Annotated in this window: 26 protein-coding genes; 13 read left to right on the forward strand and 13 right to left on the reverse strand. The window is 34.2% G+C overall.

The window, feature by feature from the left end:
- Position 1: 1 nt before the first annotated feature.
- Complete coding sequence (locus R2Q59_RS03245) at positions 2–790, forward strand: inositol monophosphatase family protein (protein WP_316785465.1); 789 nt, start codon at positions 2–4, stop codon at positions 788–790.
- A 192-nt stretch (positions 791–982) separates the two neighbouring features.
- Here R2Q59_RS03245 and R2Q59_RS03250 read toward each other — a convergent pair whose 3' ends face one another.
- The 4 genes from R2Q59_RS03250 to R2Q59_RS03265 all read right to left on the reverse strand — a co-directional run bounded on the left by R2Q59_RS03250 (position 983) and on the right by R2Q59_RS03265 (position 3665).
- Positions 983–1534 carry a NifU family protein gene (locus R2Q59_RS03250; RefSeq protein WP_316765642.1) on the reverse strand — a complete coding sequence of 184 codons (552 nt, stop codon included), beginning with the start codon at positions 1532–1534 and terminating at the stop codon, positions 983–985.
- Between the two features lie 156 nt (positions 1535–1690).
- On the reverse strand, positions 1691–3037 hold the full coding sequence (gene purB / locus R2Q59_RS03255) for an adenylosuccinate lyase (RefSeq protein WP_316783630.1): 1347 nt from the start codon (positions 3035–3037) through the stop codon (positions 1691–1693).
- 139 nt (positions 3038–3176) lie between these two features.
- Entirely contained in the window at positions 3177–3365 is a 189-nt protein-coding gene (locus R2Q59_RS03260; protein WP_316765646.1) for a hypothetical protein, read from the reverse strand.
- A gap of 96 nt (positions 3366–3461) precedes the next feature.
- Positions 3462–3665: a hypothetical protein gene (locus R2Q59_RS03265; RefSeq protein ID WP_316783632.1), complete on the reverse strand. Its 204-nt coding sequence runs from the start codon at positions 3663–3665 to the stop codon at positions 3462–3464.
- Positions 3666–4021: 356 nt separating this feature from the next.
- Between R2Q59_RS03265 and R2Q59_RS03270 the strand changes: the two genes are divergently transcribed.
- From R2Q59_RS03270 to R2Q59_RS03290, 5 genes are all read left to right on the forward strand, one after another.
- Positions 4022–4588, forward strand: a complete 567-nt coding sequence (locus tag R2Q59_RS03270; RefSeq protein WP_316765648.1) for a sigma-70 family RNA polymerase sigma factor — start codon at positions 4022–4024, stop codon at positions 4586–4588.
- 1 nt (position 4589) lies between these two features.
- Entirely contained in the window at positions 4590–5672 is a 1083-nt protein-coding gene (locus R2Q59_RS03275) for a serine protease (protein WP_316783634.1), read from the forward strand.
- Between the two features lie 76 nt (positions 5673–5748).
- Positions 5749–6672: a DUF72 domain-containing protein gene (locus R2Q59_RS03280; protein ID WP_316783636.1), complete on the forward strand. Its 924-nt coding sequence runs from the start codon at positions 5749–5751 to the stop codon at positions 6670–6672.
- 55 nt (positions 6673–6727) lie between these two features.
- Positions 6728–7363, forward strand: coding sequence for a peroxiredoxin (locus R2Q59_RS03285; RefSeq protein WP_316783638.1), 636 nt, complete (start codon positions 6728–6730; stop codon positions 7361–7363).
- A gap of 86 nt (positions 7364–7449) precedes the next feature.
- Positions 7450–7647, forward strand: coding sequence for a cold shock domain-containing protein (locus R2Q59_RS03290; protein ID WP_316765653.1), 198 nt, complete (start codon positions 7450–7452; stop codon positions 7645–7647).
- Positions 7648–7698: 51 nt separating this feature from the next.
- Here the strand turns inward: R2Q59_RS03290 and R2Q59_RS03295 are convergent, their stop codons facing one another.
- From R2Q59_RS03295 to R2Q59_RS03315, 5 genes are all read right to left on the reverse strand, one after another.
- Positions 7699–8877 (reverse strand): THUMP-like domain-containing protein, encoded by a 1179-nt coding sequence (locus tag R2Q59_RS03295; RefSeq protein ID WP_316765655.1) that lies wholly within the window; start codon positions 8875–8877, stop codon positions 7699–7701.
- A 12-nt stretch (positions 8878–8889) separates the two neighbouring features.
- The gene (locus R2Q59_RS03300; RefSeq protein ID WP_316783640.1) at positions 8890–10167 is read right to left on the reverse strand and encodes an aspartate kinase; all 1278 of its coding nucleotides are present in this window, start codon (positions 10165–10167) and stop codon (positions 8890–8892) included.
- Positions 10167–10964 (reverse strand): DUF3298 and DUF4163 domain-containing protein, encoded by a 798-nt coding sequence (locus tag R2Q59_RS03305; protein ID WP_316783642.1) that lies wholly within the window; start codon positions 10962–10964, stop codon positions 10167–10169. Before R2Q59_RS03305 ends, R2Q59_RS03300 begins: the two co-directional genes overlap by 1 nt.
- Positions 10964–11431: a GNAT family N-acetyltransferase gene (locus R2Q59_RS03310; RefSeq protein WP_316783644.1), complete on the reverse strand. Its 468-nt coding sequence runs from the start codon at positions 11429–11431 to the stop codon at positions 10964–10966. The genes R2Q59_RS03305 and R2Q59_RS03310 overlap by 1 nt, the downstream gene beginning before the upstream one ends.
- An 87-nt stretch (positions 11432–11518) precedes the next feature.
- The gene (locus tag R2Q59_RS03315) at positions 11519–12214 is read right to left on the reverse strand and encodes a YggS family pyridoxal phosphate-dependent enzyme (protein WP_316783646.1); all 696 of its coding nucleotides are present in this window, start codon (positions 12212–12214) and stop codon (positions 11519–11521) included.
- A gap of 71 nt (positions 12215–12285) precedes the next feature.
- On the opposite strand from R2Q59_RS03315, the gene R2Q59_RS03320 reads away from it, so the two are divergent.
- The 4 genes from R2Q59_RS03320 to R2Q59_RS03335 all read left to right on the forward strand — a co-directional run bounded on the left by R2Q59_RS03320 (position 12286) and on the right by R2Q59_RS03335 (position 17170).
- A complete protein-coding gene (locus R2Q59_RS03320; RefSeq protein WP_316765661.1) occupies positions 12286–12876 on the forward strand; it encodes a DUF4296 domain-containing protein in 591 nt (196 codons plus the stop codon).
- Between the two features lies 1 nt (position 12877).
- Entirely contained in the window at positions 12878–15247 is a 2370-nt protein-coding gene (locus tag R2Q59_RS03325) for an endonuclease MutS2 (RefSeq protein ID WP_316783648.1), read from the forward strand.
- A 441-nt stretch (positions 15248–15688) separates the two neighbouring features.
- Positions 15689–16390, forward strand: a complete 702-nt coding sequence (locus tag R2Q59_RS03330) for a CoA transferase subunit A (RefSeq protein ID WP_316783650.1) — start codon at positions 15689–15691, stop codon at positions 16388–16390.
- Positions 16391–16510: 120 nt separating this feature from the next.
- Positions 16511–17170 carry a 3-oxoacid CoA-transferase subunit B gene (locus tag R2Q59_RS03335; protein WP_316783652.1) on the forward strand — a complete coding sequence of 220 codons (660 nt, stop codon included), beginning with the start codon at positions 16511–16513 and terminating at the stop codon, positions 17168–17170.
- Positions 17171–17241: 71 nt separating this feature from the next.
- Here the strand turns inward: R2Q59_RS03335 and R2Q59_RS03340 are convergent, their stop codons facing one another.
- Both R2Q59_RS03340 and R2Q59_RS03345 read right to left on the reverse strand, forming a co-directional pair.
- Positions 17242–17883: a uridine kinase gene (locus R2Q59_RS03340; RefSeq protein ID WP_316765667.1), complete on the reverse strand. Its 642-nt coding sequence runs from the start codon at positions 17881–17883 to the stop codon at positions 17242–17244.
- On the reverse strand, positions 17867–19204 hold the full coding sequence (locus tag R2Q59_RS03345; RefSeq protein WP_316783654.1) for a LysM peptidoglycan-binding domain-containing protein: 1338 nt from the start codon (positions 19202–19204) through the stop codon (positions 17867–17869). The genes R2Q59_RS03340 and R2Q59_RS03345 overlap by 17 nt, the downstream gene beginning before the upstream one ends.
- A gap of 170 nt (positions 19205–19374) precedes the next feature.
- Here R2Q59_RS03345 and R2Q59_RS03350 point away from each other — a divergent pair, with 170 nt between their 5' ends.
- From R2Q59_RS03350 to R2Q59_RS03360, 3 genes are all read left to right on the forward strand, one after another.
- Positions 19375–19854: a DNA starvation/stationary phase protection protein gene (locus tag R2Q59_RS03350; protein WP_316765671.1), complete on the forward strand. Its 480-nt coding sequence runs from the start codon at positions 19375–19377 to the stop codon at positions 19852–19854.
- Positions 19855–20185: 331 nt separating this feature from the next.
- Positions 20186–22018, forward strand: a complete 1833-nt coding sequence (locus R2Q59_RS03355; RefSeq protein WP_316783656.1) for a UbiD family decarboxylase — start codon at positions 20186–20188, stop codon at positions 22016–22018.
- Positions 22019–22786: 768 nt separating this feature from the next.
- On the forward strand, positions 22787–23575 hold the full coding sequence (locus tag R2Q59_RS03360) for a hypothetical protein (RefSeq protein ID WP_316783658.1): 789 nt from the start codon (positions 22787–22789) through the stop codon (positions 23573–23575).
- A 78-nt stretch (positions 23576–23653) separates the two neighbouring features.
- Here R2Q59_RS03360 and R2Q59_RS03365 read toward each other — a convergent pair whose 3' ends face one another.
- Together R2Q59_RS03365 and R2Q59_RS03370 are read right to left on the reverse strand one after the other, a co-directional pair.
- Positions 23654–25165: a hypothetical protein gene (locus tag R2Q59_RS03365; RefSeq protein WP_316783660.1), complete on the reverse strand. Its 1512-nt coding sequence runs from the start codon at positions 25163–25165 to the stop codon at positions 23654–23656.
- 22 nt (positions 25166–25187) lie between these two features.
- Positions 25188–26165, reverse strand: coding sequence for a hypothetical protein (locus R2Q59_RS03370; RefSeq protein WP_316783661.1), 978 nt, complete (start codon positions 26163–26165; stop codon positions 25188–25190).
- Positions 26166–26174 lie beyond the last annotated feature (9 nt).

Here is a 26174-nt window from a genome sequence, read left to right on the forward strand (position 1 = left end):
GATGAATTACGAATTATTATGCTCAAAGGTTGTCGCTGCAACGCGATTAACAGGTAATTTTATCCGTAAAGAGTCTATGGCTTTTGATTCAAATTCGATTGAATATAAAGGCTTAAACGATATGGTTTCTTATGTGGATAAAAATGCAGAGAAACAGCTGGTTAAAAATTTATCTAAAATATTGCCAGGTTCTGGTTTTATAACTGAAGAAGATACAGAGAATATAACCGACAGAACTTTTACTTGGATAATTGACCCTTTAGATGGAACAACTAACTTCATCCATGGCATTCCTACTTATTCGGTTAGTGTTGCGCTTTATGAAGAAGATAAACCTATTATTGGTGTAGTTTATGAAATTAATAGGGGTGAAATGTTTGCTACTTATAAAGGCGGACCAGCCCTATTAAACAATAAAGAAATAAGAGTATCCAAAGCTGAAAACCTTACACAAAGTTTATTGGCAACTGGATTTCCATATTATCAGTTTGACAAGCAACCACAATACATTCAACTTTTTACAGATATGATGCAGAAATGCCATGGCTTAAGAAGAATAGGTTCTGCAGCTGTAGATTTAGCTTACGTTGCCTGTGGAAGATTTGATGCTTATTTTGAATATAATCTTAACTCTTATGATGTTGCTGCAGGAGCTTACCTGGTTCAGCAAGCCGGCGGTCAAATCATGAACTTTACTGGTGGAGATGAGTTTTTACAAACTAGAGAAGTTTTAGCTACTAATGGTTTGTTAACGGAAGAGATTTTAGCTACGATTAAGAAATATTTTTAAGCGTAATCTGTAGGGGCTGGGCTTGCCCCTGCCCATTTTAAAAAATAAACCTCCAATACAAAATTAATTAGCTAATGGGCAACCGCAAGGGTTGCCCCTACAGTTTAATCATAAAAAGAGTCCAAACTTCAAGTTTGGACTCTTTTTATATGCTCTTAATCAAATGAACCATTGAATTAATGAACCAATTCCCTATAATGCCATCGAAACAACTTCCTTAACCTCAGGAACCATTCTCTGTAATAAGTTCTGGATTCCAGATTTTAAAGTAATTGTAGATGATGGACAACCACTGCAAGAACCTCTCAATTCTACAGTAACAACGCCTTCATCAAATGATTTATAACTAATTGCGCCACCATCTTGCTCTACAGCCGGACGAACGTAATCATGTAATATTTGTTGAATTTTAATTTCTAGTTCACTTCCTTCAAAAGCTGGTGCTTCTTCGGCGGTGTTTTCTTTTATCTTAAGTTCTGATTCTACTGCGCCTTTAACAAATTCTTTTAAGATAGCTTCGATATCAGCCCATTCAGCGTCTTCGGTTTTAGTGATAGTTACAAAGTTACTTGCAAAAAATACACCACTCACAAAGTTAAACTTGAACAATTCTTTAGCAAAAGGAGAATGCTCAGCACTTTCTTTTGTTGCAAAATCTTCGCTACCGTTAATTAAAAGTTTATTAACCATAAACTTCATTGTAGCTGGATTTGGGGTTTGCTCTGTATATACGTTAATAGTCATGTCTTTAAATATTATGCTACAAAAATAATTAATTCTAATTCTAAATAGTTGATGTTGATGTCTATTTTAGGTCATTTGTTAAGAGAGCTTAAAGTCTAAAGCTTAAAGACTAAAGCGAAATAACCGAACTCTTCACTCTCAACTCAAAACTCCCAACTAGAATATCCCTGTATAATTAAATGGCGTAATTAACTTCAATTCAGCTTTGATAACATCATTTACATCTAACTCATCAATAAATACTGCCATTGTTTGAGCGGTAATCTTTTGGTTAGTGCGTGTTAAAGCCTTTAATGCTTCATAAGGATTTGGATAAGCTTCGCGTCTTAAAACTGTTTGTATAGCCTCGGCAACAACTGCCCAGTTATTTTCTAAATCAGCTTCAATTGCATCATTATTAAGGATGATTTTGTTCAATCCTTTTAAAGTAGAACTAATGGCAATAATTGTGTGAGCCATTGGAACGCCAATGTTTCTCAAAACAGTAGAATCGGTTAAATCTCTTTGTAAACGAGAGATAGGTAGTTTTGCTGCAAAAAATTCGAATAAAGCATTAGCTAAACCAGCGTTACCTTCTGCATTTTCAAAATCGATTGGGTTTACTTTATGTGGCATGGCCGATGAACCAACTTCTCCCTCCTTAATTTTTTGCTTAAAATAATTTTTAGAAATGTAGGCCCAAATGTCCCTGTCTAAATCGATAATGATATTGTTAATGCGTTTCAAAGCATCACATTGTGCAGCAAATTGGTCGTAATGTTCTATTTGAGTGGTGTATTGAGCTCTGTTTAATCCCAATATTTTATTCACGAAGTTATTAGAAAAGTCTACCCAATTTGTTTTTGGATAAGCAATATGATGAGCATTAAAGTTTCCTGTTGCGCCACCGAACTTTGCGCTATTTGGAATTACCTTTAAGTTTTGCAATTGGATGTTTAATCTTTCTGCAAAAACCATAAACTCTTTACCTAATTTGGTAGGAGAGGCAGGTTGTCCGTGAGTATGAGCTAATAAAGGAACATTTTCCCATTCCTTAGCTAAAGCAATTATTTTCTCAATTAATTCAGCAATAGCTGGATAATAAGACTCTTCTAATGCTAATTTAAAAGTATATGGAATAGCAGTATTATTAATGTCTTGAGAAGTTAAGCCAAAATGGATAAACTCTTTATACGGTTGTAAGTTAAGCTCATCAAACTTAGTTTTAATGAAATACTCAACAGCTTTTACATCATGGTTGGTAATACTTTCGGTATCTTTTACTTGTTGAGCATCTACATCATTAAAGTTTTGATGTATAGCTTTTAGTTTTGGATAAAGCGAGGTGTCAAAATTTTCTAGGCCAGGAATTTTAGCTTCAACTAATGCGATAAAATATTCTATCTCTACAAAAACACGATATTTGATTAAAGCAGATTCAGAAAAATAGTCGGCAAGTTTTGCGGTGGTTTTTCTATAACGGCCATCTACTGGAGATATAGCTTGAAGCGAAGATAAAGTCATTATGCGTCAGAATTTTGATAATTCCGCAAAGTTAACATTTATCTTTATTTATGGTGTTTATCAAACAGATAAAATGGGCTAGAATCAAAAAAGGTCTTAACAAATTTTGTTAAGACCTTTTTATAAGCTTTACTATTGACTAGTGAGCTACAGCTGGAGAATCAACTTTTGGTGAATCAACAACTGGTGAATCAACAACTGGTGAATCAACAACTGGAGAATCAACTGCTGGTGAATCAGTAGCATCTGCTTTTTTCTCAGAGTTACAAGCAGCAACACCTAAAGATAATGCTAAAGCTAAAAAGCCAAATTTGAATAAGTTTTTCATTTTAATTCTGTTTAAATAATTAATTAATTTACATGTTAATACTGCAAAGTTAAAAAGGTAACCCGCAATTCTGAAAAAAAATGAAATTATTTTTATTTAATGCTTAATCTTCTCCGAATCGGGGTTTGTTTTTGGTGAATCTATGGCTGGAGAATCAATTTTTGGTGAATCTACGGTAGGAGAGTCAGTTTTGTTTGGATCTTTTGGCGCAGAATCAGAAGAATTTGTAAACCAACTGCAAGATGTTAAGGATAAGGACAATGCGAAGGCTAAAAAGCCAAATTTGAATAGATTTTTCATTGTTAATTTTGTTTAAAGGTTAAAATTTTTGGGTTTTTACCTTAATGCAAATATTTTTAAAAGGTGACCTGCAAAAACGTGAAATATATTTTTATTTTTTTGGGGTTACCATTGTTTATTTTTGGGTATTAACGTGTGATATTTTGCACAGAAGATTGTTTTATAAACCTGATGGAAGTGATATTGAGCAAAGCTGAAAGCGAAGCGAGATTTAACGAACAGCAGGACTAACCTTAATAAGATTCACTGTCCTTGCTTTTCTAATCAAAAAAATAGCTTAAGGATTGTCATTTTATAATTAAAAATTTTTTTTTGTCTATCATTGGGTTACCATTCACGTTTAAATGTATTAATTGGTGAGTTTTAAGTTAAATAGTTCAGTTCCAACAGATAGAGAGGTAGTATTAGGTATACTTAACAACTCGGAAGAAGCGCTAAATAAGTTGTATGCAGGGTATTATCCGATGGTCTTACAATTTATTTTAAACAATAATGGCGATGAAGATGATGCGAAAGATGTGTATCAGGAAGCAATTATTGTTTTATATAACAAAATCAAAACTGGCAACTTTGAGCTAAGTAGTAAGCTAAAGACGTACATATATTCGGTTAGTCGCCGAATATGGTTAAAGAAACTAGCACAGCATAGCAAAAAGACAAATAACATAGCCGATTTTGAAGATGTTTTAGTAGTTGATGAAGATGTAGAACAGCATGAACAAAAAGACATGCAGTTTGATAAGATGAAAGTTGCCTTGGAAAGTTTAGGCGAACCTTGCAAAACGATTATTCAGGATTTTTATATCAATAGTTTATCGATGCAGGATATTTGTGAGAAGTTTGGTTATACCAATACAGATAACGCCAAAACACAGAAGTATAAATGTTTACAAAGGTTAAAAAAGTTATTTTTTCAATCATAAAATGAGGAACGAGATAGAATTAGAAGCGATTATTGAAGATTACTTAAATGGTAAGCTAACAGCTGATGAGCATAAAGCTTTTGAGCAATTGAGAAATAATGACCCAATTGTTGACCATAAAGTTGTTGCACACAAGGTTTTTTTAGAATCGATGAAACAGTATGCTGATGTTTTATTATTGAAACAGCAATTAGATGCTGCCCATGATAAAATTGATGTTGCTGCTATTAGTGCTAAAGTGGCGCCACATCCATCTAAAATTGTAAGAATATTTAGAAACAACAAATCTGCAATTGCAGTTGCCGCTTCATTTTTAATATTGGCGATGATTATGTTGTATTCTATACAAAGCCAAAAAGATGTTGGTTTGCAACAGGTGAAAAGAGATGTTAATGATATTAAAAACGCTCAAGATATTTTAATTAGAAATATTAATAAAACCAAGCCAACAACAACTAATACTCAACCAGCTAAATTCGGTGGTACTGGTTTCGCCATTTCAAGTAATGGTTATATTTTAACTAGTTTCCATGTTATAAATGGCAAAGGGTCTATATATGTTCAAAATAATAAAGGTGAAACTTTTAAAGTTGAACGTGTTTATACTGATATGGTTAATGATATTGCCATTTTAAAAATTAGAGATGATGCATTTAAAAACTTAGGAGCTATGCCTTATAGTATCAAAAGAGGTTCGGCTGGTATTGGTGATGCTGTTTATACCTTAGGATATCCGAAAGATGATGTGGTTTTAGGTGATGGTTATGTGAGTTCTAGAACTGGTTTAAATGGCGATACTGTTGCTTATCAAGTTGCAATTCCTGTTAATCCAGGTAATAGTGGTGGTCCATTACTAGATAATAGCGGAAACGTTGTAGGCGTAATTAATGGAAAAGAAACAAAGACTGATGGAGCAGCATTTGCTGTAAAATCTAAATATATAATGGAAGCTTTAAATGCAATTCCACAAGATTCTTTAAGTAGAAGAGTGGCTTATGGCAAAAGAAGTTCATTACAAGGCTTAAAGCGTAATCAGCAAGTGCAAAAAATACAAGATTATGTTTTTATGATTAAAGTGTATTAATATTTCCCAAAATATTAACTTTGAGAACCGTCACGATTATTTATCGTGACGGTTTTTGTTTTATAAATGATTTGTTATGGAATTTGGAAGAGTTGCAGAAGAAGAAGTGTTAAATGTTGATTTTACTTTGCCAGTAGACGGAGAACAAACCATCCTTACTTTAAAAGATAATAAGCCACTCGCTAATCCTGCGTTTTTTGTGGGTTGCGCTAAATGGGGAAGAAAGGAATGGAAAGATTTAATCTATACAAAGAAAACCAAAGAAGCGGATTTTTTAGGGGAATATGTTAAGCATTTTAACTCTATTGAATTAAATGCTGTTTTCTATAGCATCCCTAAGGAAGAACAAATTGTAAAGTGGGCAGAAATGGTGAAGGCAAATACGAATGAAGATTTTATTTTTTGTCCGAAATTTTCTAGAAGCATAACCCATATTAAAAGGTTAAAAGACACTGATTTTTTAACAGATGAATATATAAAAGCAATATCTGCCTTTGGCAAATACTTAGGACCTTGCTTTTTGCAGGTAAGTGATAATTTTGGTCCAAATAATATTGGTGTGCTTGAAGATTACCTACAAAAATTACCAAAAGACTTAAAGGTATTTGTAGAGGTAAGGCATAAAGATTGGTTTGTTGGGGATGCTAAAAATCAATTGTTTGCTATGTTGGCTAGACAGCAAAAAGGTGCTGCAATTACTGATGCTAGTGGGCGAAGAGATTGTTTACACATGGAATTGCCCACTCCTGAAGCTTTTATAAGATTTGTTGGTAATGGTGGAGAGTTTATTAAATCTGATGAGGCTAGGGTTGATGAATGGGTAGTGAGGATTAAACATTGGTTGGATAATGGTTTAGAGAAAGTTTATTTCTTTTTGCACCAGCATGATGAAGCCGATACACCATTAATTGCAGATTATACAATTGAGCAGTTCAACAAACATTTAGGTAGCGATTTGTCACGGATAAATTTTATTCCAAAAAGTAATCTACTACTTTAATAGACTTTTTGTAACTTCAACTCATTAAAGATTTTATTAATTTAAATTAAATACAATGAGTTTAAGACTAGGAGATGCAGCACCAAATTTTAAAGCAACAACATCTATCGGTGAAATTGATTTTTACGAATATTTAGGCGATAGTTGGGGAGTTTTATTTTCTCACCCAGCAGATTACACACCTGTTTGTACTACAGAGCTTGGCAGAACAGCTTCTTTAAAACCAGAGTTCGAGAAAAGAAATGTTAAGGTTTTGGCTTTAAGTGTTGATTCGGCAGAATCTCATAAAGGCTGGATAAGTGATATTAACGAAACTCAAAATACTAATGTGGAGTTTCCAATTATTGCAGACCAAGACAAAAAAATAGCTGATGCTTATGATATGATTCATCCAAATGCATCTGAGACAATGACAGTTCGTTCTTTATTTGTGATTTCTCCTGATAAAAAAGTAAAATTGATGATAACTTACCCAGCTTCTACAGGAAGAAATTTCACAGAAGTTTTAAGGGTTATCGATTCTTTACAACTAACTGCTCAATATAGTGTGGCTACGCCAGCAGATTGGAAAGATGGTGAAGATGTTATTGTAATGAATAGCATTAAAACTGAGGATATTCCTTCAAAATTCCCTAAAGGACATCAAGTTATTAAGCCTTATTTGAGAACTACCCCTCAACCCAACAAATAATTTTACAATATTTATTTCTTTTTGAAACTTTTGTAACTAAATTAGGTTTAAATACTTAAATAACTTATCAATACAATCTAATTTTTATGAATACTGGAAAAGTAAAGTGGTTTAATACCCAAAAAGGCTATGGATTTATCGTTTATGATGGCAATAAAGAAATTTTTGTTCACTTTAAAGATGTTGTTGGAGGAATAGATAGCATTAAAGAGAATGATGAAGTAGAATTTGAAATTACTGAAGGTAAAAAGGGCTTACAAGCCGTTAGCGTTAAAAAGGTTTAAACTTATATTATATTTAGTCTATCGGTCGGTGTCTCACCGACCGAAGTCTTTTTAATAATGCTGAATAATTTTAGCTTTAATGACTAAATAACCTTTGTTACTTTGAGTAAATATAAGGAAGTCATCGTGGGTTGATTCTATCTTATACTTTTTAACTAAGTTTTCTGCTTTTTCAGGAAAATTCCTCACAATAACATTTCCTTTCAATTCTTTTTCCTTTTTTAATTCATTTAAACTTAATAACGAATTAATCTCGAAAATTCTTCCCAGAAAATCTGTTTTAATTTCATCACTAAAATATAATTGACTTTGCTGATGAAGTTTTTTCAACCCAAACCTTTCTGCAATTAAGTTAAAGGCACCACCTTTTAAAAGCGCAACATCTGGTTCGTATAAATAGCCTGCTGGTTCACTTTGTGCCATTTCTGTCTTTACTTGCAAATCGCTAATTGGAAATTGAAAAACCTTGTCTTTTTCATTTAAGGTAACACAAAGAACTTTTGTTTCTCTTGTAAAGTTTCTGTCAATTATCCAAAGCAACTCCTTGCATTCATTTTTTACGCTAATGATATGAATTTCACTTACATTTTTCAATTCACTTAAACCAGCCGAAATATCTAATAAAGGCGCAGTTTTTATAATGATGCGCTGTGATTTACTAAGTAAAAAATCTAAGTTTTCAGTTACGTCTGGCGTGCAATCTTTTAATTTGAAAACCTTATTACTATTGCTCCTTCTAGCAGGGTCGATATAAATGGTGTCGAAATCTTTATCAGTTTTTTTTAGAAATTCTACTCCATCACCACTGATAACTGAAAGGTTATTTGCGCCAAGTATTTTTGCATTATGTGCTGTAATTTCTGCTAATTCAGGATTGATTTCACAACTAAAAACTTCATCAAGTTGCTTCGAGAAAAAATAACTATCAATGCCGAAACCAGACGTTAAATCTAATAACGTTTTACCAATAGCCAAATTAGCTTTATATGCTGCTGTAGTTTCTGAGGAAGTTTGTTCAATTGATAATAGAGCAGGGTAATAAATATCAGCAGTGCTAAACCAAGTAGGAAGTTTGTTTTTAGCTTTCTTTTTTGCTGCAATTTGTCCAGCTAGTTCTGCCGAACTTACATTTTTAAACATAGGTTTAGCTAATGCAATTTTATTTACATCTGTTAGCAAGTTTGAGTTAATAAACTGCTGTATTTCCTTATCTAAAATGTGCTTGTTCATTATGAAGCCCCTTTAGGGGTTTGGGGTGACTTTATCTTTCATCACTATCTGGCAAGTATGTCTGCTTTTCACTTCTAGCAAAACATCTTTGTTAACAATAACCCTATCAATGGTTTGCTGGTTGTAATAACGGATGGTAACTAACTCTAAACCTTTATTGTATTTCACTTTAAAGGTTTCAGATAAGTCTTTAATCAATTGCTCGATTTTCACATCATCATTATCTACACTTACAGAAAAACTAATAGCAGAGTTCAACATCGTGTTAACCTTTACTTTGTTTTTGTGTAGAATGTTAAAAATCTGACTTAAATTCTCTTCAATAATAAAGGAGAAATCTTTAGGGAAAATAGAGATTAAAACTTGATTTACTTTAAATATAAAAGATGCAACTGGCAGGGGAGAAGCCAAACCTGTAATTGCTGTTCCTACAGCTTCGGGTTCAATAAATGAACGAACATATAATGGAATTCCTTTATTCTGAATAGGTTTTATCGTTTTCGGGTGAATAACTGTAGCGCCATAATAAGTTAGCTCTATTGCATCATGGTAGGAGAGTTGAGGAATTTTCTCAGTTTCATCGAACCATTTTGGGTCGGCGTTTAAAACTCCTGGTACATCCTTCCAAATCGTCATCGATTCTGCATTTAAGCAAGCGCAAAATATAGCGGCAGAATAATCAGAACCTTCTCTGCCCAAAGTACTCGTGAAATTTTCACTAGTGGCACCAATAAAGCCTTGGGTAACTACAACTCCTTTATCTAAAAAAGTAGGTAAATGTTTTTGAATTTCTTGCTCGGTTTTATCCCAAATTACAGTGGCTTCACGGTAATTATTGTCTGTTTTGATGTAATTTCTCGCATCTGTCCAAATGGTAAAAGTACCAGCCAAATTTAAATAAGCCGCCACAATTTTGGTAGAAACCACTTCGCCAATAGAAACAATTTGGTCATATAAATAATCTGCACTATCGCTTGCCTCTTCTTCTAAAAGCCATTCAATTTCTACAAAAGTATTTGCTACATCATCATAAACAGGGTTTTTGGTGTCTTCAAACAAAGTTGATATCATATCGAAATGGAAAGCTTTAATCTCATCAAATAGTTGATGCGCTTTTTCATCTCCCTTAACATAAGCCCAAGTCAATTCTTCCAATTTATTGGTCATTTTTCCCATTGCCGAGATAACGATTAATAATTGAGTAGATGGGTATCTTTGTACTATTTTAGCCAGATTTTTAACACCCTCTGCGTCTTTTACAGAAGCTCCTCCGAATTTAAATACTTGCATTAATTTGTTGTGGTTAAAATGGTATTTGGTTTAGCTATTTGTTTTAAAGCAGCAAATGGAATGGTTATTTCAGTTGTTCCAAATGCGTAGGCTTTAATTTCATAAGGATTATAGAAAAATACTAATCCTTTATTGCTCACATAAAAATTATCGGGCAATGTGAATTTCCCATCACTAAAAAAGTATTTTCCTGCTAATGGTTCAGTTGATGATAATTTTTCATCCTTCCTAAAAATACCTTCAGCTACGCTGGTTAACTTAGCTTTATTGCCCTTGTCTATTAAAGAATCTAAAGTTAAAGGCTGATTTGTTTTCGGATTGTAATTGATAAATGAGAAATTGGTGTTTGGATGAGCACCACCAGAATAATCAGAATGGATATACTCCAACGCAATATAATTTGCAGTCTGGTGAATTACGTGAACATCTATATTTAAAAACCAAGCCTGTTGTGTGTCTTTATTTTTATTGTAAAAGCTATCATAACCAGTAATAAAACTTTTTGCAATATCCTGATAAGCAATCACAGCTTTGTCTTCTTCTGAGAAATAATTAAGTATTTGTCTTTGGATATATTTATTCAGTTCCTCGTTTTTAAAAATCGGATATTGAATCAATGCTTTTGCAGTGTCAGTAACAGAGTCTATCTTAACGATGTTTTTACTGTAAACCTTTACAGAATCATAGTCGTAGGTCAGAGAATCTACTCTTGTTTCGCTAGTTTCAGTTTTACTTTTATCATTGCGACAAGCCGCTAGAATGCAAATAAAAACAAAAAATAATGCTAATTTTTTCATTATGAATTGTGAGTTTGCGCTTTAGAGAAAGATGCATTTAGCCAGCCAGTTTCTATTTGAGCTTTATATTTATTGTAAAAGTTGATAGCAGGTTCATTCCAATCTAAAACTTGCCAAGTCATTCCGTTATAATTACCATTTTTTGCTTCTGTAATAACAGTTTCAAATAACAGTTTTCCTATGCCTTTTCCTCGTGCTTCTTCAGTAACTAAAAAGTCTTCTAAATATAAACGGCAACCTTTCCAAGTTGAGTATCTGGTGTAAAATAAAGCGAAGCCCAAAATTACATTCTCCTCTTCTGCTACATAAGCTTTCCAAACTGGTTTTTCTCCAAAACCTGCATCAATAAATTCCTCAATAGTTACCGTAACTTCTTCAGGTGCCTTTTCGTAAACAGCCAATTCATTAATTAATTCTAATAACCTTGTGCAGTCTTCCTTTACTGCAACTCTTATGTTTATAATCATTTTTTGTCTTTTCCTTCGGTTGATTACACTGATTGAAGTGATTTTACCGATTTTAGTTTTTACTCTTTAGTCTTTAAGCTTTAGTCTTTATTCTTTCTCAGCTTTCCAATGTTTAATTACTCTTTTGCCAAAAATGTTGCTCCCAATTCTAACCATTGTACTTCCTTGTTCAATAGCCAGTTTATAGTCTGAAGACATTCCCATAGAAATTTCTTTAAAGCTATCTTCTTTTCTAAAAAAGCTAACTTTGATGCCGTCAAAAAGCACTTTTAATTCTTGAAACTCAGCTTTAGTCTGTCCTTCTAATGCTGTGTTTGTCGCAATTCCCATTAAGCCGACAATCCTTACGTTTTTAAAGGTTTGAAATTCCTCAGACCTTAATAATTCAATGGCTTCATCAAATCCCAAACCAAATTTTGTGTCTTCATCGGCGATGTAAATCTGTAAAAGGCAATCAATAATGCGGTTGTTTTTTGCGGCTTGTTTATCTATTTCTTTCAATAGTTTAAGGCTATCTACAGATTCTATCAGTTTCACAAAAGGTGCAATGTATTTTACCTTGTTGGTTTGTAAATGGCCAATTAAATGCCATTCTATATTTTGTGGTAGTTGAGCTTGTTTCTCAACCATTTCTTGCACCAAATTCTCCCCAAAAACTCTTTGTCCGGCATTGTAAGCTTCTAATGCGGCATCTGCCGGATGGTTTTTAGAAACAGCTACTAATTTAACTCCAACCGAGTCTAATTCATTTTTATATTTCAATAAGTTATCTGCAATGCTCATTTATCAGTATTTTTGGTAAAATTAACATCCTTAGTCCAATTTGACTAAGAAATAAGAAGGTTTTACAAATAATGAAACGATTTTTTACCCTTATCATACTTTGTTTATTCATTTACGCTTGTAAACCAGGTGTTCCAAAGGATATAATTCAGCCAGATAAAATGGAGAAAGTATTAATTGATATTCATATTGTTGATGGTTATCTATCTACTTTAAACTTGCCTAGTCAAGATACTTCTAAGAAAGTGGCAGCTCCTTTATATAATGGTGTTTACAAGAAGTTTGAAATAGATTCTGCCTTGTATAATAGAAGTTTGGATTACTATTACAATCATCCAGACGTTATGAAAAAGATGTATGATAGCATTAGTGTTAAACTTACGATTTTAAAAGAACAGGTTACAAAAGAAGACTTATTGGCGCTAGAGTATTCGTTTAAAGGTATTTTTGATGCAAGTGCAAAAGACAGCACTCAATATGACCCAACTTTAGATAGAAGATACAATTACAGGTATTTAATTAAACAACGCTATGGTAATTTTGGCAATGTACTATCTGTATCTATGCCCCCACCTATTGCAATGCCAACACCTGTACCCACAGAAGTAAAACCTGCTTTAGATACTTTGTCAGCAAAAAAAACAAAATTCCCCGTTCAGTAATATGTTATATCCCGAAAATTGCCAGGAGCGTTTAGGCTTTAATGAGGTGCGACAAATGGTTCATCAACATTGTTTAAGTACAATGGGGCAGGCATTAGTTGCTAAAATGCAAGTGATGACCAAATTTGACCAGATTAATAAGTTTCTTCGTCAAACGAGTGAGTTCAAAAATATATTAGAAAATCAAGAGCCGCTACAAATCAGTTCATTTTTTGACATTAAAATACTGGCGGATAAAATAAGAGTAGAAAGCACTTATTTAATAGAGGATGAATTATTTCAAATCTATTCTTCCTTACAAACGGTTTTTTCTGTAATTCGATTTTTCGACGAAAGGAAAGAAATTTATCCAAATTTAGAAGCGCTGTTTGAGCATTTACCCATTGAAAAAAATATCCTTAAAAAGATAGAAACGGTTTTAGACCCGAAGGGAAAATTAAAACCAAATGCTTCTGCTGAGCTACAAGAAATTACATCGGCCATTGCCAAAGGCGAACAAGAAGTTCGTAAACGAATGGATTCTATCTATAAAATGGCTGTTGGCAAAAACTGGGTTGCTGATGGAAGTTTAACCGTTAGAGACGGAAGAATTTGTATTCCCATTTTGGCTGAGAATAAAAGAAAACTGAAGGGTTTTATTCACGATGAGTCTGCAAGTGGACAAACGGTTTATTTAGAGCCCGAAGAAGTTTTTACGTTAAACAACAAACTAAGGGATTTAGAATTTGATAAACGAAGAGAGATTATCAAAATTTTAATTGCCATTACCACAGAATTACGACCGTTTACGCCATTACTTCTTTCTTATCACGGGTTTTTAACCAAACTAGATTTTGTTAGAGCTAAGGCGTTGTTTGCAATAGATATTCAAGCTAATATGCCTGTTTTACTAAAAGAGGCAAAAACGAAGTTGATAAATGCTCGTCACCCTTTATTATTACTTTCTTTTGCCACAGAGAAAAAAACAGTTGTGCCTTTAAATATTCATATCAATGAGAATTTAAGGATTGTTTTAGTGTCTGGACCAAATGCTGGAGGAAAATCGGTTTGTATGAAAACTGTTGGTTTGTTGCAAATGATGTTGCAAACTGGCTTATTGGTTCCTGTTGATGAAAGTAGTGAAATGGGAATCTTCGACCAGATTTTTGCAGATATTGGCGATGACCAGTCTATTGAATCAGACTTAAGTACTTACAGTGCGCATTTAACCAAAATGAGGTATTTTGTAGAACATGCTTCTCCAAAAACCTTGGTTTTAATTGATGAGTTTGGCACAGGAACAGACCCACAATTTGGTGGGCCAATGGCAGAAGCTGTTCTAGAAGTTTTAAACAAGAAAAAAGTTAGAGGCGTAATTACAACTCATTATTCGAACTTAAAGCTATTTGCAGGTAATACAGATGGTTTAGAAAACGCATCAATGTTATTTGATAATAGTAAAATGAAGCCTTTATATATTTTAGATCTAGGTAAACCTGGAAGTTCTTATGCTTTTGAAATTGCCCAGAATATCGGCTTACAAAGAGAAGTTTTAGAATTAGCAAGACAAAAAATAGGAACCAACCAAAATAGCATAGATAGCTTATTGGTCGATTTAGAAAAAGAAAAACGACAAATTCACGAAACTAAAATCACCCTCGCCAATCAGCAGAATAAGGTTAAAAACCTAGTTGCAGAAAATGAAAAGCTTAAACTCTTTTTAGAGGAGAACAAAAAGGTTTTAATTAAAGAGGCCAAATTAGAAGCTCAAAATATTATAAGAGATGCCAACAAACTGGTAGAGAATACCATTGCAGAAATTAAAGAAAAACAAGCCGATAAAGTTGTAACGAAAGAATTAAGACAGAACCTGCAGAAGAGTTTAGTTAAGAACGAAGTAAAGGAAGAGAAAAAACCTGTTGTTAAAATTGATAATTCTGCAATTGAAGTAGGGGATTGGGTTCAGTTGGTAAATTCAGAAACCAGTGGGCAAGTATTAGAAATTAATAGAGACAACTTTGTGTTGGCATTAGGTGATTTACGTTCTGTTGTTAAACGCAATAGGGTTCAAAAGATTAGCAATCGCCAAGCTAAAAAAGTAGTTCAAAGTAATTCATATTCAGGCAGAATGTCTGAAGCTGTTATGAACTTTAGACCGGAATTAGATTTACGAGGGATGCGTGGTGAAAATGCCATTCAGGAGGTAGAAAATTACATGGATAAAGCAATTATGCTTGGCTTTCCATCAATTAAACTAATTCATGGTAAAGGTGATGGGATTTTAAGGAAGTTAGTGAGAGAACACTTAAAGAAATATAAAGAAGTGAAAAGTTTAGAAGATGAACACGCTGATAGAGGTGGAGATGGGATTACTTATGTTAACTTGAAATAATATTTTAACGCAAACAATTTAGCATTCATTAAAACTGATTACTACTCTTAGCAATATTCAGACCTCAGAGAGGTCATATATTTATAGATATTGGTATTATGATGTACGACCCCAGATGGGGTCAAATATTTCTCTATGTAACCAGTATAAATGTTTTATCCCCCGAAATTTCGGGGCAGGCTCTCTGGGATATTTTGAGATGCCATTTGTTAGAGGTGTATTATCTCTTTGGCAAATTTAATGTGAAGGTCATTATCAACAATGGCCTAGCTTATAAACAAGAAAATTTCTAAAATATTTTCTAATTTTTTTAATCACATTAAAAACATCTTTATTTTGTCTATTAGCAAGGTTTATCAGCTTTGCTTAGTGTAAAATTTACATCTACTCCCATTTTAAAAAGCGCTATATTAATTCTAATTTAGCCACAAAACGTAATATATGATTAACAAAGTTGTATCTGGAGCAGATGATGCTATCAAGGATATAAAAGATGGAGATACCTTAATGTTAGGCGGATTTGGCTTATGTGGTATTCCTGAAAATTGCATTACTGCACTCGTTAAAAAAGGTGTTAAAAACCTAACCTGTATTGCAAACAATGCAGGTGTAGACGATTTTGGAATTGGTCTAATGCTACAAACCAGACAGGTTAAAAAAATGATATCCTCTTATGTTGGCGAAAATGCCGAGTTTGAAAGGCAATTGTTAAGTGGCGAACTGGAGGTGGAACTAATTCCGCAAGGTACATTGGCCACTCGTTGTATGGCTGCAGGTTACGGAATGCCAGCAATTTTTACGCCTGCAGGTGTAGGTACAGAGGTAGCAGAAGGTAAAGAAATCAGAAATTTTAATGGCAAGGATTACTTGATGGAATATGCCTTTGATGCAGATTTTGCCTTGGTTAAAGCTTGGAAAGGTGATACTGCTGGTAATCTAATCTTCCGTTCTACCAGTAGAAACTTTAATCCTGTAATGGCCATGGCTGGAAAAATTACAATTGCCGAAGTAGAACATTTAGTAGAGGCTGGAGAATTAGACCCCGACCATATTCATACGCCTGGCGTATATGTTCATCGCATATTCCAAGGAAAAGATTACGAAAAAAGAATTGAACAAAGAACGGTAAGGAAGAAGGATTAAAGAGCAGTAACGTCTTTCGTTCATAGTCTATCGTCCTTCGGTTAACGAAAAACGACCAACGAAAAACGGATAAACATTATCTCAAATTTACTTAGTGCCTTTGTGGTCAAAAAATAGAATATGCTTGATAAAAACGGAATTGCTAAACGTATAGCAAAAGAAATAAAAGATGGTTACTACGTTAATTTGGGGATAGGTATCCCAACGTTAGTAGCAAATTATATCCCAGAGGGAATTAATGTTGTACTACAATCTGAAAATGGCTTGTTGGGTATGGGACCATTTCCTTTTGAGGGAGAGGAAGACCCTGATTTGATAAACGCTGGTAAACAAACCATCACCACTTTAGCCGGTTCATCTATATTTGATTCGGCAATGAGTTTCGGAATGATAAGGGCTCAGAAAATAGATTTAACCATTTTAGGGGCAATGGAAGTCTCCGAAAATGGGGATATTGCCAACTGGAAAATTCCAGGTAAAATGGTTAAAGGAATGGGAGGAGCAATGGATTTGGTAGCTTCGGCCAAAAATATAATCGTTGCCATGCAGCATATTAACAAGGCAGGAGAAAGTAAGTTATTACCTAATTGCACTTTGCCTTTAACTGGTGTTAAGTGCATCAAAAAGGTGGTCACAGAGTTAGCGGTATTGGATATTTTACCAGAAGGAGGCTTTAGATTGTTAGAAAGAGCACCTGGTGTTAGTGTTGATTTTATTAAGCAATCTACCTTAGGTAAACTTTACGCGGATGACAATGTGCCTGAAATGGTTTTGGATTAAGCTTATGGTCAATGGCTATGGGTTAATGGCTATTTGCACCATCAACTATGAACCATTGACCATCAACTAAATTACTTACAATACTTAGTCTTCAACTCATCAGATATCTCTTCAGTAATTCTGATGATATCATCTGGGGTATCGTTATTGTTGATTACAATTTTATTGCAGGCATCACGGTAAGGAAGTAAAAACTCTTTATACGCTGGTACAACATGGTTATCCCATTTATAAAGCACATCATCTTCAGGATAGCCTCTTTCCATTCCATCGCGTTTAATGCGACGTTGTAAAGCTACATCTTCATCCGCTTCGATAAATATGCGTAAGTCTAATAAGTCAGAAATTTCTGTAAAATGAAGAATGAATAACCCTTCTACTATTAAAATGGGTGCAGGGTTTATTTCTAAAATTTTAACAACCGCTAGCGGATTGTTGAAATTATATTCCTTTTTGTAAACAACATCTCCTTTAATTAATTTTTTGATGTCGATTAAAAATTGTTCATCATCAATAGTAGATGGTAAATCAAAATTATAGAGTTTGTTTTCCTCTTGGGTCATTTCTCCGGCAGGAATGTAATAATCATCCTGTGAAAGCAATGTGACTTCATCATTTTTAAAATGATGTAAAAAACTATTTAAAAAGAAGGTCTTACCAGAACCACTTCCACCTGCAATACCAATTATTAAAGGTTTATTTTTGTTGTTCATTCTCTTGAGCGCCGTAGGTTATATTACAAAAAAAGCGTTTATCTAAAGCACCAACAGCATCTGCTACTGCTTTTGTCATTACAATTATAACATCTTTTGTTGATTCGTTCTCTGTAAATTTACCAACAACCTTTGCATAGGTGGTTCGGTTGCTCATTGGGTTTGTAATTTTTATAACGGTTCCTACTGGCGCAGTGCGATGTAAAACCAACATTTTAGAAGCATCTAAGTCTTGGTCGGCAATCCAAACTGCAGTTCCTTTTTCTTCAAATTGAGTTAACCCATATTTGCTTGGCGCATACTTTAAGGTTGGGTCTTTAATCGTATTTGGACTTCCAGTACTTTCTTCATCATCATCACCAGTTGTTGCAGCAGGTTTAGCACCTTTTATAATTAATTTCTGCCCTACAGTAACATCTGTTGAAGTAAGATTATTGAAAGTCTTTAATTGATAAGTGGTTAAGCTGTATTTTTGTGCGATAGAATAAATGGTTTCACCAGCTACAACTGTATGCTCAAAACTTGCATCTGAAGTGGTTTTAGCTGTAACAACTTCTTTTTTTGCATTGCTTTTTGGCTCGGCTTGTGTGACGGTTTCAACTACTGGAGCTTGTGTGCCATTCACCGAAGGAATTTTTAAAATCTGACCAATCCTCAAATTATTTGAAGAAAGACCGTTCAATCGCTTTATCTCATCAACTGTGGTGCCATACTTTTCAGCAAGCATATTTAGGTTTTCTTTTGCTTTTATGCTATGTTCTACAACTGCTGCGGGGTTTTCATTGGTTACAACTTTATTATCAACTACTGTTTTTGAGGCAGGTGGTGTAACAACAGTTTTCGGTTCTGGCTGTGTGACCGTTTCACTTACATTGGTAGCATTAGGAATTTTTAAAACTTGGCCAATTTGTAAATTGATTGATTTTAATCCATTAACCCTTTTAATTTCATCAACGGTTGTCCCATACTTTTCAGCAAGCATATTTAAATTATCCTTCGCTTTAATGGTATATTCAACAGTATTGGCATTGTTATCTTTTGCTGCAGCAGCAACATTAACTGGTGCAAAATCTATTGTTGTAGGTACTTTAATAATTACACCAATTTGTAAAAACTTGCTGTCGTTAAAAGTCATGATGTCTTTAAAATTGACATTGTATTTTTTAGCAAGTGAATAATAAGTTTCCTTGGCTTCAACTCTATGAAGAATCAGTTTTTTGCCTTTGTTATTCTCAACGCCAATAGAATCAACCTTATAGTTGGCAAAAGTAATGGAAGAGCTGAGCGTAAGGAAGGTGAGGAGTATATATAGTTTCTGCATTAATTTTCTTGAAAGTATTTGGTTGACAATTATACGAAAATAATTTTTAGGGTAAATGATGTAGCTAAAACGTTATTATGACATATCTATTGTGCTTTTTTCCTAATTTTAGCCAAACCAATCTCAATATTGATTGTTTTATAATTGAAATTAAAATCATCTAAATTATCATGGACGCAAAAGAAATTAGTTTAAGCGAGAAAAAAGTTAAACCAGTAGTAGATATGTTAAATGACTACTTAGCCAATTACCATATTCATTATCAAAAGCTAAGAGGTTGCCATTGGAACATCAAAGGTCAGAATTTTTTCACCTTACACATCAAGTTTGAAGAATTATATACCAACGCTCAATTAACAATTGATGAAATTGCTGAGCGTGTTTTAACATTGGGAAAACCACCTCATAGTCGTTTTGCAGATTACATTAAGGAAGCAACCATTAAAGAAATTGATACCATTGGTATGAAAGATTTAGATATGGTTGATGCAGTTTTAGAAGATATGGCCAAATTAATTGAACTAGAACGTGAATTATTAGAAGCATCTGACATAGCTGGTGATGACGGAACCAATGATATGGTTAACCGTTTTATGCAGTTTAAAGAAAAAACAACTTGGATGTTACGCTCTTTCGCTGGAAAGAAATAAACTAACTTAGTTTTTAAGCCGTAGATTCGCAGATTTTTCTGTTAACTGCGGCTTTTTTGTGTAAGATATTTTCCATTAATAGAAGTTGTTTTTAAGTTTTTGAGATTTTGAAATAGAGTTATTGAAGGGTCAAACTTTAAAAAGAACCACTGTTTTCTGTTAAATAAACCCGACTTAGCGAGATGCCGTTTTTTCGGCAGAAGCGAGGGCGGGGCTGAAATAACAAAAGGATTACTGACGTTGATTTTCAATTTTTTTCTGAATATCCATAACCGGAAATAGGGAATTATAATTTTCAGTTTTCTCAATATCAAACCTTATTTTTGCATTGATGGGATACAAAAATTTAGCCGACTGCATTGCAGACCTAGAAAAAAACGGTCATTTAATTCGTATAAAAGAAGAGGTTGATCCTTATTTAGAAATGGCCGCCATTCATTTAAGGGTGTATGAAAAACAAGGTCCGGCCTTATTGTTTGAAAACGTAAAAGGAAGTAAATTCCCCGCTGTTTCTAATCTTTTTGGAACCCTAGAACGTTCGAAATTTATGTTTCGCGATAGCTTGCCAAAGGTAGAACAATTGGTAGGTTTACGTTCAGATCCCATAAAAGCATTAAAAAATCCTTTGAAATATGCAGGTTCTGCATTAACTGCTCTATCGGCATTACCCTTAAAACAATCGCTTTTTAAAAGTACTTTCCAAAAAACCACCATTAGTGCATTACCACAAATTGTAAATTGGCCAATGGATGGTGGACCATTTATTACCATGCCCCAAGTTTTTACAGAAGATATAGATAAACCAGGGGTGATGAATGGGAATTTGGGGATGTACAGAATTCAACTAGCAGGAAACGATTATATTACTGACAAGGAAATAGGGTTACACTATCAAATTCATAGAGGGATAGGGGTGCACCAAACGAAGGCAAATGCAAAAGGCCAACCTTTAAAAGTGAGTATTTTTGTCGGCGGCCCACCATCACATCCTCTAGCTGCGGTAATGCCATTGCCAGAGGGATTATCAGAATTAACGTTTGCAGGAGCTATGGGCAATAGGCGTTTTAGGTATTTTTATGACGAGGAAGGTTTCTGTATTTCTGCAGATGCTGATTTTGTAATTACGGGAACGGTTTATCCAAAAGAAAATAAACCTGAAGGGCCATTTGGTGATCATCTAGGCTATTATAGTTTAACACATCCTTTTCCATTGATGAAGGTTCATAACGTTTATCATAAAAAAAATGCTGTTTGGTCTTTCACGGTTGTGGGTAGACCACCACAGGAAGACACGAGTTTTGGTGCGCTTATTCACGAAATTACTGGCTCTGCGATTCCGAAAGAAATCTCGGGTTTAAAAGAAGTAAACGCAGTTGATGCTGCGGGCGTTCATCCACTTTTGTTTGCTATCGGTAGTGAGAGATATACACCTTATTTAAAGGATAGGAAACCTCAAGAAATTTTAACCATTGCCAATCATATTTTAGGTAAAAATCAATTGAGCTTGGCAAAATATCTTTTTATAGCAGCAAGAGAGGATGATGAAAATTTAAGTACCAATCACATAGAGCATTTTCTTCATCACATGCTGGAAAGAATTGACTTAAAAAAGGATTTGCATTTCCATACCAATACTACAATTGATACCTTAGATTATTCTGGCGAGGGATTAAATGCTGGTTCTAAAGTTGTTTTTGCAGCAGCAGGAGAAAAGAAAAGAGATTTAATAACATCATTGCCTGCTAACTTTAGCTTGCCAGAAGGATTTAATACGCCAAAAATGGCTATACCAGGGGTGCTAGTTATTAAGGGAAATGATTATCAATATGACAGTGCTAAAACACAAATAGAATCCTTAAAATCTCATTTAAAAAGCGAAGATTTATCTTCACTACCTTTAATTGTTGTATGTGATGATGCGGAGTTTACAGCTGCAAATATTAATAATTTAGTTTGGGTGACTTTTACAAGAAGCAATCCCGCTACTGATATAGATGGTGCTAATGACTTTACTACAAACAAGCATTGGGGTTGCAATGGACCATTAATTATTGATGCCAGAAAGAAACCACATCATGCTCCAGAACTGATCAAAGACCCAACAGTTGAAAAGAAGATAGATAGGATGGGTGAAAAGGGTGGTAGTTTGTGTGGGGTTATATAACAAAGGACGATATTTTTTTAATGTATCTCTTCGATGCTTAGATCATTGTTAAGTGTCAACTCGTTTACTCCTTCCTATTTCTAGATTTTTTGCAAATTCCTATTATTACCAAAATGGTAAAATTTAACAAGGTTTTTATAGGGAAAATTCTTTGCAAACCTGCGTTTAAAAATGTCCAGATAAAAAGGTATGTCTCGCCTGAAATATTTTTATAACAACCTTTTGGCTAAATACCGCTATTATCTAAATGATACTTTATCGTTTAGTGTTCATTTTATCCTGTAATAGCTTTAATTGTAAGTTAAGCGAAATTCACAAGTGTTTAATTAGGAGTTAACTAGGTTAATAACCTTATTATGACCCTGTTTGCACCGTGTTATCACCCTTTAAACACCTTGTGAAGCTAAAACAAAAATAGCAGGAGCAATTTACTGGGATTGAATAATAAATTAACTATACGTTAATGTCTATTATCAAATGAATAAAGAACAAACGTTTGTGCAGTCTTAAACTCTTCCATTTATTCAAGTATTCATAGTTTAGAGCAAAAGATTTAGCTATTTGTATTTGGTCATGTGTTATATTTCTAATTTCTAAAATTTTTATAGAACTGAAAGAGCAACAAATTACAATGAGCAGGTTAAAATTTTAAGGGTAAAGCATTGTCAGCAGGGTGGCTAGTATATTTGGTAGATTTCTTGTGCTCTTGCTGGCATGTAATGCCTTTAATCACTTACCTTTATGTTTATAATCTCAAATAACAATACAATGAATAAATTTTCTAAAAGCATATTGATGATTTGCCTGATAACTTTTGTTGGGTTTAGGATAAATGCGCAAACTGTTATCATAGATAATTATTATAATCAAGAAACTAAAAAAGACAAGTCGGGTAATATGGTTACCTTTCATTACCAATGGAATGAAACTGAAATGTCTGGCTTTTCAATTTTTGGTGAGGCTTTTAAAAAGAATGGTGCAAAGGAATTGAAAACTTTAAGTGCCGCTCCAGATGAGGCTAAATTAAAAGGTACCGATATTTTTATCATTGTAGATCCAGATAATTTAAAAGACAATGCAAAGCCCAACTATGTTAACGAAGCGGAAGCATCAGCAATTGCCAAATGGGTAAAAGCAGGTGGTGTTTTGTTGTTGATGGCCAACGATGAGGTAAATGCAGATCTTGAACATTTGAATATACTTACCTCTAAATTTGGCTTTACCTTCAATAAAGATTTAATTTTACATGTAACCGACGACCAGCATTTTGCAGATGGTGAAATCAGTATTGAAAACAACCCAATATTTAAAACAGCAAAGCACGTTTTTATTAAAGACGCATCTTCCATAAAAATTAATCATTCAGCAAAACCTGTATTAAAAACAACTGACGGGAAAAATGTGATGGTAAGTGTAAAGTATGGTAAAGGTACGGTACTTGCAGTAGGAGACCCATGGTTGTACAATGAGTATGTAAATGGAAGGTTGCCTGTTAAGTATGATAATGATAAAGCGGCCAATGATATTGCAAGTTGGTTGATTAAGCAAATCCCTTAATAGGAATGTCTAGAGTGATAAAACAAAAAAGACTTCCCCGTAAATAGGGAAGTCTTTTTTGTTTTAACTTATGTTTTCTTAAAACCTTAATCCTAATGTTAAGAAAACATTGTTTTTAGTACTTTTAGCTATAGCTGTTGGCTCAGAGAAATTACTTAAAGTATATGGGCTATATGTATTGTTAGCCTCAACTCTTTGGTAAGCTAAATCTATATAGTAGTTGTTTACTCTATAGCCTAAGCCTCCACTATACATTTTGGTGTCAAAGAATTTGTCTTCATCACTTTTGTATGGGCTTCCGTTTAGACCGTAGCCAGCTCTTAAGCTAATGTTATTAATTTTATATTCGGCACCAACCCTGTAGTTTACTGCGCTCTGGTAATTATCTCTTACAGCTTTATTGTTGGTTGTAATTGTAGAGCTTGCACCACTTCCGTTGTTACTTGAAAATTTAATACTTGCATAATCAATATAATCAATGTCAGCAGAGATGATGGCTTGACCAGCAATGATATAACTAGCTCCGAAAGACCCCTTTAATGGTGTTCTTAAGTTATAAGTGTAATCATAAGTTTGCTCGTCGGTTGTGCCTCTTAGCGTTCCCCTGTTATCTAAACCTTCAGTATAGCTATCGTCAATAACAAACCAAGTAGGGGTTTGAACAGTTGCTCCTAATCTTAGGTTGTCAACTGGTCTAACAATGATACCAATACGTCCATTTACACCAGAACCTTTAGTTACCTGGTTTTGGTTGAAAAGTAATTTGTAAGGTGTGTTAGCACCTGTTAAAACTCCAGCTGAGTTGTATTCTCTAGCTTTTCCACTTTCTTCATATTGTGCGTCGGTGTTGTATTTAAGGTCAACTAATCCAATACTAGCTCCAATATATACCTTGTTGCCGATGTTAGCGGCTCCTGAAAAATTAAATTCAGATACTGAACCTGATCTTATTTCATTTTTGCGCTGTAGGTTTGGATTAGCAGTTTCTGCAAAAGTTTCTGGAAAATAATTATTAGCAACATTGTCATAACTGATTAAGTAATTGTCATAAGCCATTCGCTCCAAACTTCCTTCAGCTAAATTATTAGGAACACCTGATCCAGCAAGTTCTGCAAAATAGTCTGCAATAGAGTTTTTATTATTAGATCCTCCATAATTAATCTCAGTGCTGTAATCATTGTTTCTGGTATAACCTAAACCAAAAACACCACTAATCAATCCTTTTTTAGTGTCTTGGCCTTTTTGTTTATAAACTGGAACATAGAATACGCCACCAATTTGGTTAATATTCAATTGACCTTTTGTTGTATTGGTATTTTGATTAAGATAGTTTGCATTAACTCCACTACTATTAAATTCAGGTGTTAAACTGAACTCTGATTTAGTAAACAAGCCCAGTCCAGCAGGGTTTCCACCTAAAGAACTCATATCCCCCCCAACTCCAATTTGAGCATTACCCATTGCTTTAAAACGAGCGGTACTACCATAATTTGTTTGAGAAAAGCGAAGAGCGTCGCTCGAATATTGAGCGTAAGTATTGCTTGTGATAGCTACTATAGCTACCACAAACATTAATATCATTTTTTTCATCTGTGTTGAATGTTAATTTAGATTATCTACCACCTCTGCCTGGTCTGCCACCACCGCCACCGCCACTACTGCTGCTTCCAGAAGAGCTACTGCTTCCTGAACTTTCGGCTCTTGAAGGAGGAGAGCTAGATTGAGTTGGTGGAGGACTATAAGTTGGTGCTGGTCTTGACGGAGCTTCGCTAGTCCTAGTTGGTCTAGAGTCTGATGTTGTAGTTGTTCTACTCGGTCTGTCGTAAGAGCCTGAAGTATTGCTTGTTGAACTAGGTCTAGTTGCTGTTCCACTTGGGCCTGCAGGATTATACATTTCTGCCCTGCTTCTTGTAACTGTATTTCCAGAGCCAGCTCCAGTGTTTGATCTAGTAGGTATGCCATTCGCTGCACCACCATAAGTAGTGCCGTTGCCTCTACCTACGCCATTCTCACCACCTCTATTTGGTCTTGCTCCATAATTAGGATTATAGGTATTTCTTCCAGCATAATATCCACCACCGTAATACCCGCCACCAAAGCCGCCATAATATCCAGTTCCATAATAATTATAGTTCGAATATATTCCCCAATAAGGATTGTAGTTATATCCACCATAAAATCCCCAGTTATTAAAAGGATTGTTAAAATAGCTGCCATAATATAGTCCTAATCCGCCATAACCTAATCCATAACCAAAAGCATAAGGATTATAGTAAGAGTTGTAACCGTAATAGTTATAGTATGGATCATAATAACCTCTATATTGGTTTCCATAGTAAAATCTATCAATACGAGAATAATAATCCATATCATAGTTCGGATTAGTTCTTCCGTAATAATCAGCATTAGATTGTGTTTCTGTTTGTGTAGCTTGAACTGGCTCCGAAGGTTTGTACTCCTTAGCTTGTGCAGTTGTGTTGTACACGTCGTCCTGTATGGCAGCATTTTGTGCCATTTTTGGAGTAGAGCAAGAGGCAACCAACAAGGCAGTTACCGCGAGCAAACTGGTGAATAAATGGTTAGGTTTCATGTTGTATGT

The sequence above is a fragment of the Pedobacter frigiditerrae genome (assembly GCF_032678705.1).
Classification (GTDB): domain Bacteria; phylum Bacteroidota; class Bacteroidia; order Sphingobacteriales; family Sphingobacteriaceae; genus Pedobacter; species Pedobacter frigiditerrae_A.

Excerpts from the sequence above, each read along its gene's own strand:
- R2Q59_RS03290 (WP_316765653.1), top strand. The coding sequence starts at position 7,450 with ATGAATACTGGAAAAGTAAAGTGGTTTAATACCCAAAAAGGCTATGGA.
- R2Q59_RS03360 (WP_316783658.1), top strand. The coding sequence starts at position 22,787 with ATGAATAAATTTTCTAAAAGCATATTGATGATTTGCCTGATAACTTTT.
- R2Q59_RS03370 (WP_316783661.1), bottom strand. The coding sequence starts at position 26,165 with ATGAAACCTAACCATTTATTCACCAGTTTGCTCGCGGTAACTGCCTTG.
- R2Q59_RS03350 (WP_316765671.1), top strand. The coding sequence starts at position 19,375 with ATGGACGCAAAAGAAATTAGTTTAAGCGAGAAAAAAGTTAAACCAGTA.
- R2Q59_RS03300 (WP_316783640.1), bottom strand. The coding sequence starts at position 10,167 with ATGCAAGTATTTAAATTCGGAGGAGCTTCTGTAAAAGACGCAGAGGGT.
- R2Q59_RS03315 (WP_316783646.1), bottom strand. The coding sequence starts at position 12,214 with ATGAGCATTGCAGATAACTTATTGAAATATAAAAATGAATTAGACTCG.
- R2Q59_RS03355 (WP_316783656.1), top strand. The coding sequence starts at position 20,186 with ATGGGATACAAAAATTTAGCCGACTGCATTGCAGACCTAGAAAAAAAC.
- R2Q59_RS03275 (WP_316783634.1), top strand. The coding sequence starts at position 4,590 with ATGAGGAACGAGATAGAATTAGAAGCGATTATTGAAGATTACTTAAAT.
- R2Q59_RS03340 (WP_316765667.1), bottom strand. The coding sequence starts at position 17,883 with ATGAACAACAAAAATAAACCTTTAATAATTGGTATTGCAGGTGGAAGT.
- R2Q59_RS03250 (WP_316765642.1), bottom strand. The coding sequence starts at position 1,534 with ATGACTATTAACGTATATACAGAGCAAACCCCAAATCCAGCTACAATG.
- R2Q59_RS03260 (WP_316765646.1), bottom strand. The coding sequence starts at position 3,365 with ATGAAAAACTTATTCAAATTTGGCTTTTTAGCTTTAGCATTATCTTTA.
- R2Q59_RS03325 (WP_316783648.1), top strand. The coding sequence starts at position 12,878 with ATGTTATATCCCGAAAATTGCCAGGAGCGTTTAGGCTTTAATGAGGTG.
- R2Q59_RS03310 (WP_316783644.1), bottom strand. The coding sequence starts at position 11,431 with ATGATTATAAACATAAGAGTTGCAGTAAAGGAAGACTGCACAAGGTTA.
- R2Q59_RS03345 (WP_316783654.1), bottom strand. The coding sequence starts at position 19,204 with ATGCAGAAACTATATATACTCCTCACCTTCCTTACGCTCAGCTCTTCC.
- R2Q59_RS03285 (WP_316783638.1), top strand. The coding sequence starts at position 6,728 with ATGAGTTTAAGACTAGGAGATGCAGCACCAAATTTTAAAGCAACAACA.
- R2Q59_RS03330 (WP_316783650.1), top strand. The coding sequence starts at position 15,689 with ATGATTAACAAAGTTGTATCTGGAGCAGATGATGCTATCAAGGATATA.
- R2Q59_RS03265 (WP_316783632.1), bottom strand. The coding sequence starts at position 3,665 with ATGAAAAATCTATTCAAATTTGGCTTTTTAGCCTTCGCATTGTCCTTA.
- R2Q59_RS03305 (WP_316783642.1), bottom strand. The coding sequence starts at position 10,964 with ATGAAAAAATTAGCATTATTTTTTGTTTTTATTTGCATTCTAGCGGCT.
- R2Q59_RS03335 (WP_316783652.1), top strand. The coding sequence starts at position 16,511 with ATGCTTGATAAAAACGGAATTGCTAAACGTATAGCAAAAGAAATAAAA.
- R2Q59_RS03295 (WP_316765655.1), bottom strand. The coding sequence starts at position 8,877 with ATGAACAAGCACATTTTAGATAAGGAAATACAGCAGTTTATTAACTCA.
- R2Q59_RS03320 (WP_316765661.1), top strand. The coding sequence starts at position 12,286 with ATGAAACGATTTTTTACCCTTATCATACTTTGTTTATTCATTTACGCT.
- R2Q59_RS03365 (WP_316783660.1), bottom strand. The coding sequence starts at position 25,165 with ATGAAAAAAATGATATTAATGTTTGTGGTAGCTATAGTAGCTATCACA.
- purB (WP_316783630.1), bottom strand. The coding sequence starts at position 3,037 with ATGACTTTATCTTCGCTTCAAGCTATATCTCCAGTAGATGGCCGTTAT.
- R2Q59_RS03280 (WP_316783636.1), top strand. The coding sequence starts at position 5,749 with ATGGAATTTGGAAGAGTTGCAGAAGAAGAAGTGTTAAATGTTGATTTT.
- R2Q59_RS03245 (WP_316785465.1), top strand. The coding sequence starts at position 2 with ATGAATTACGAATTATTATGCTCAAAGGTTGTCGCTGCAACGCGATTA.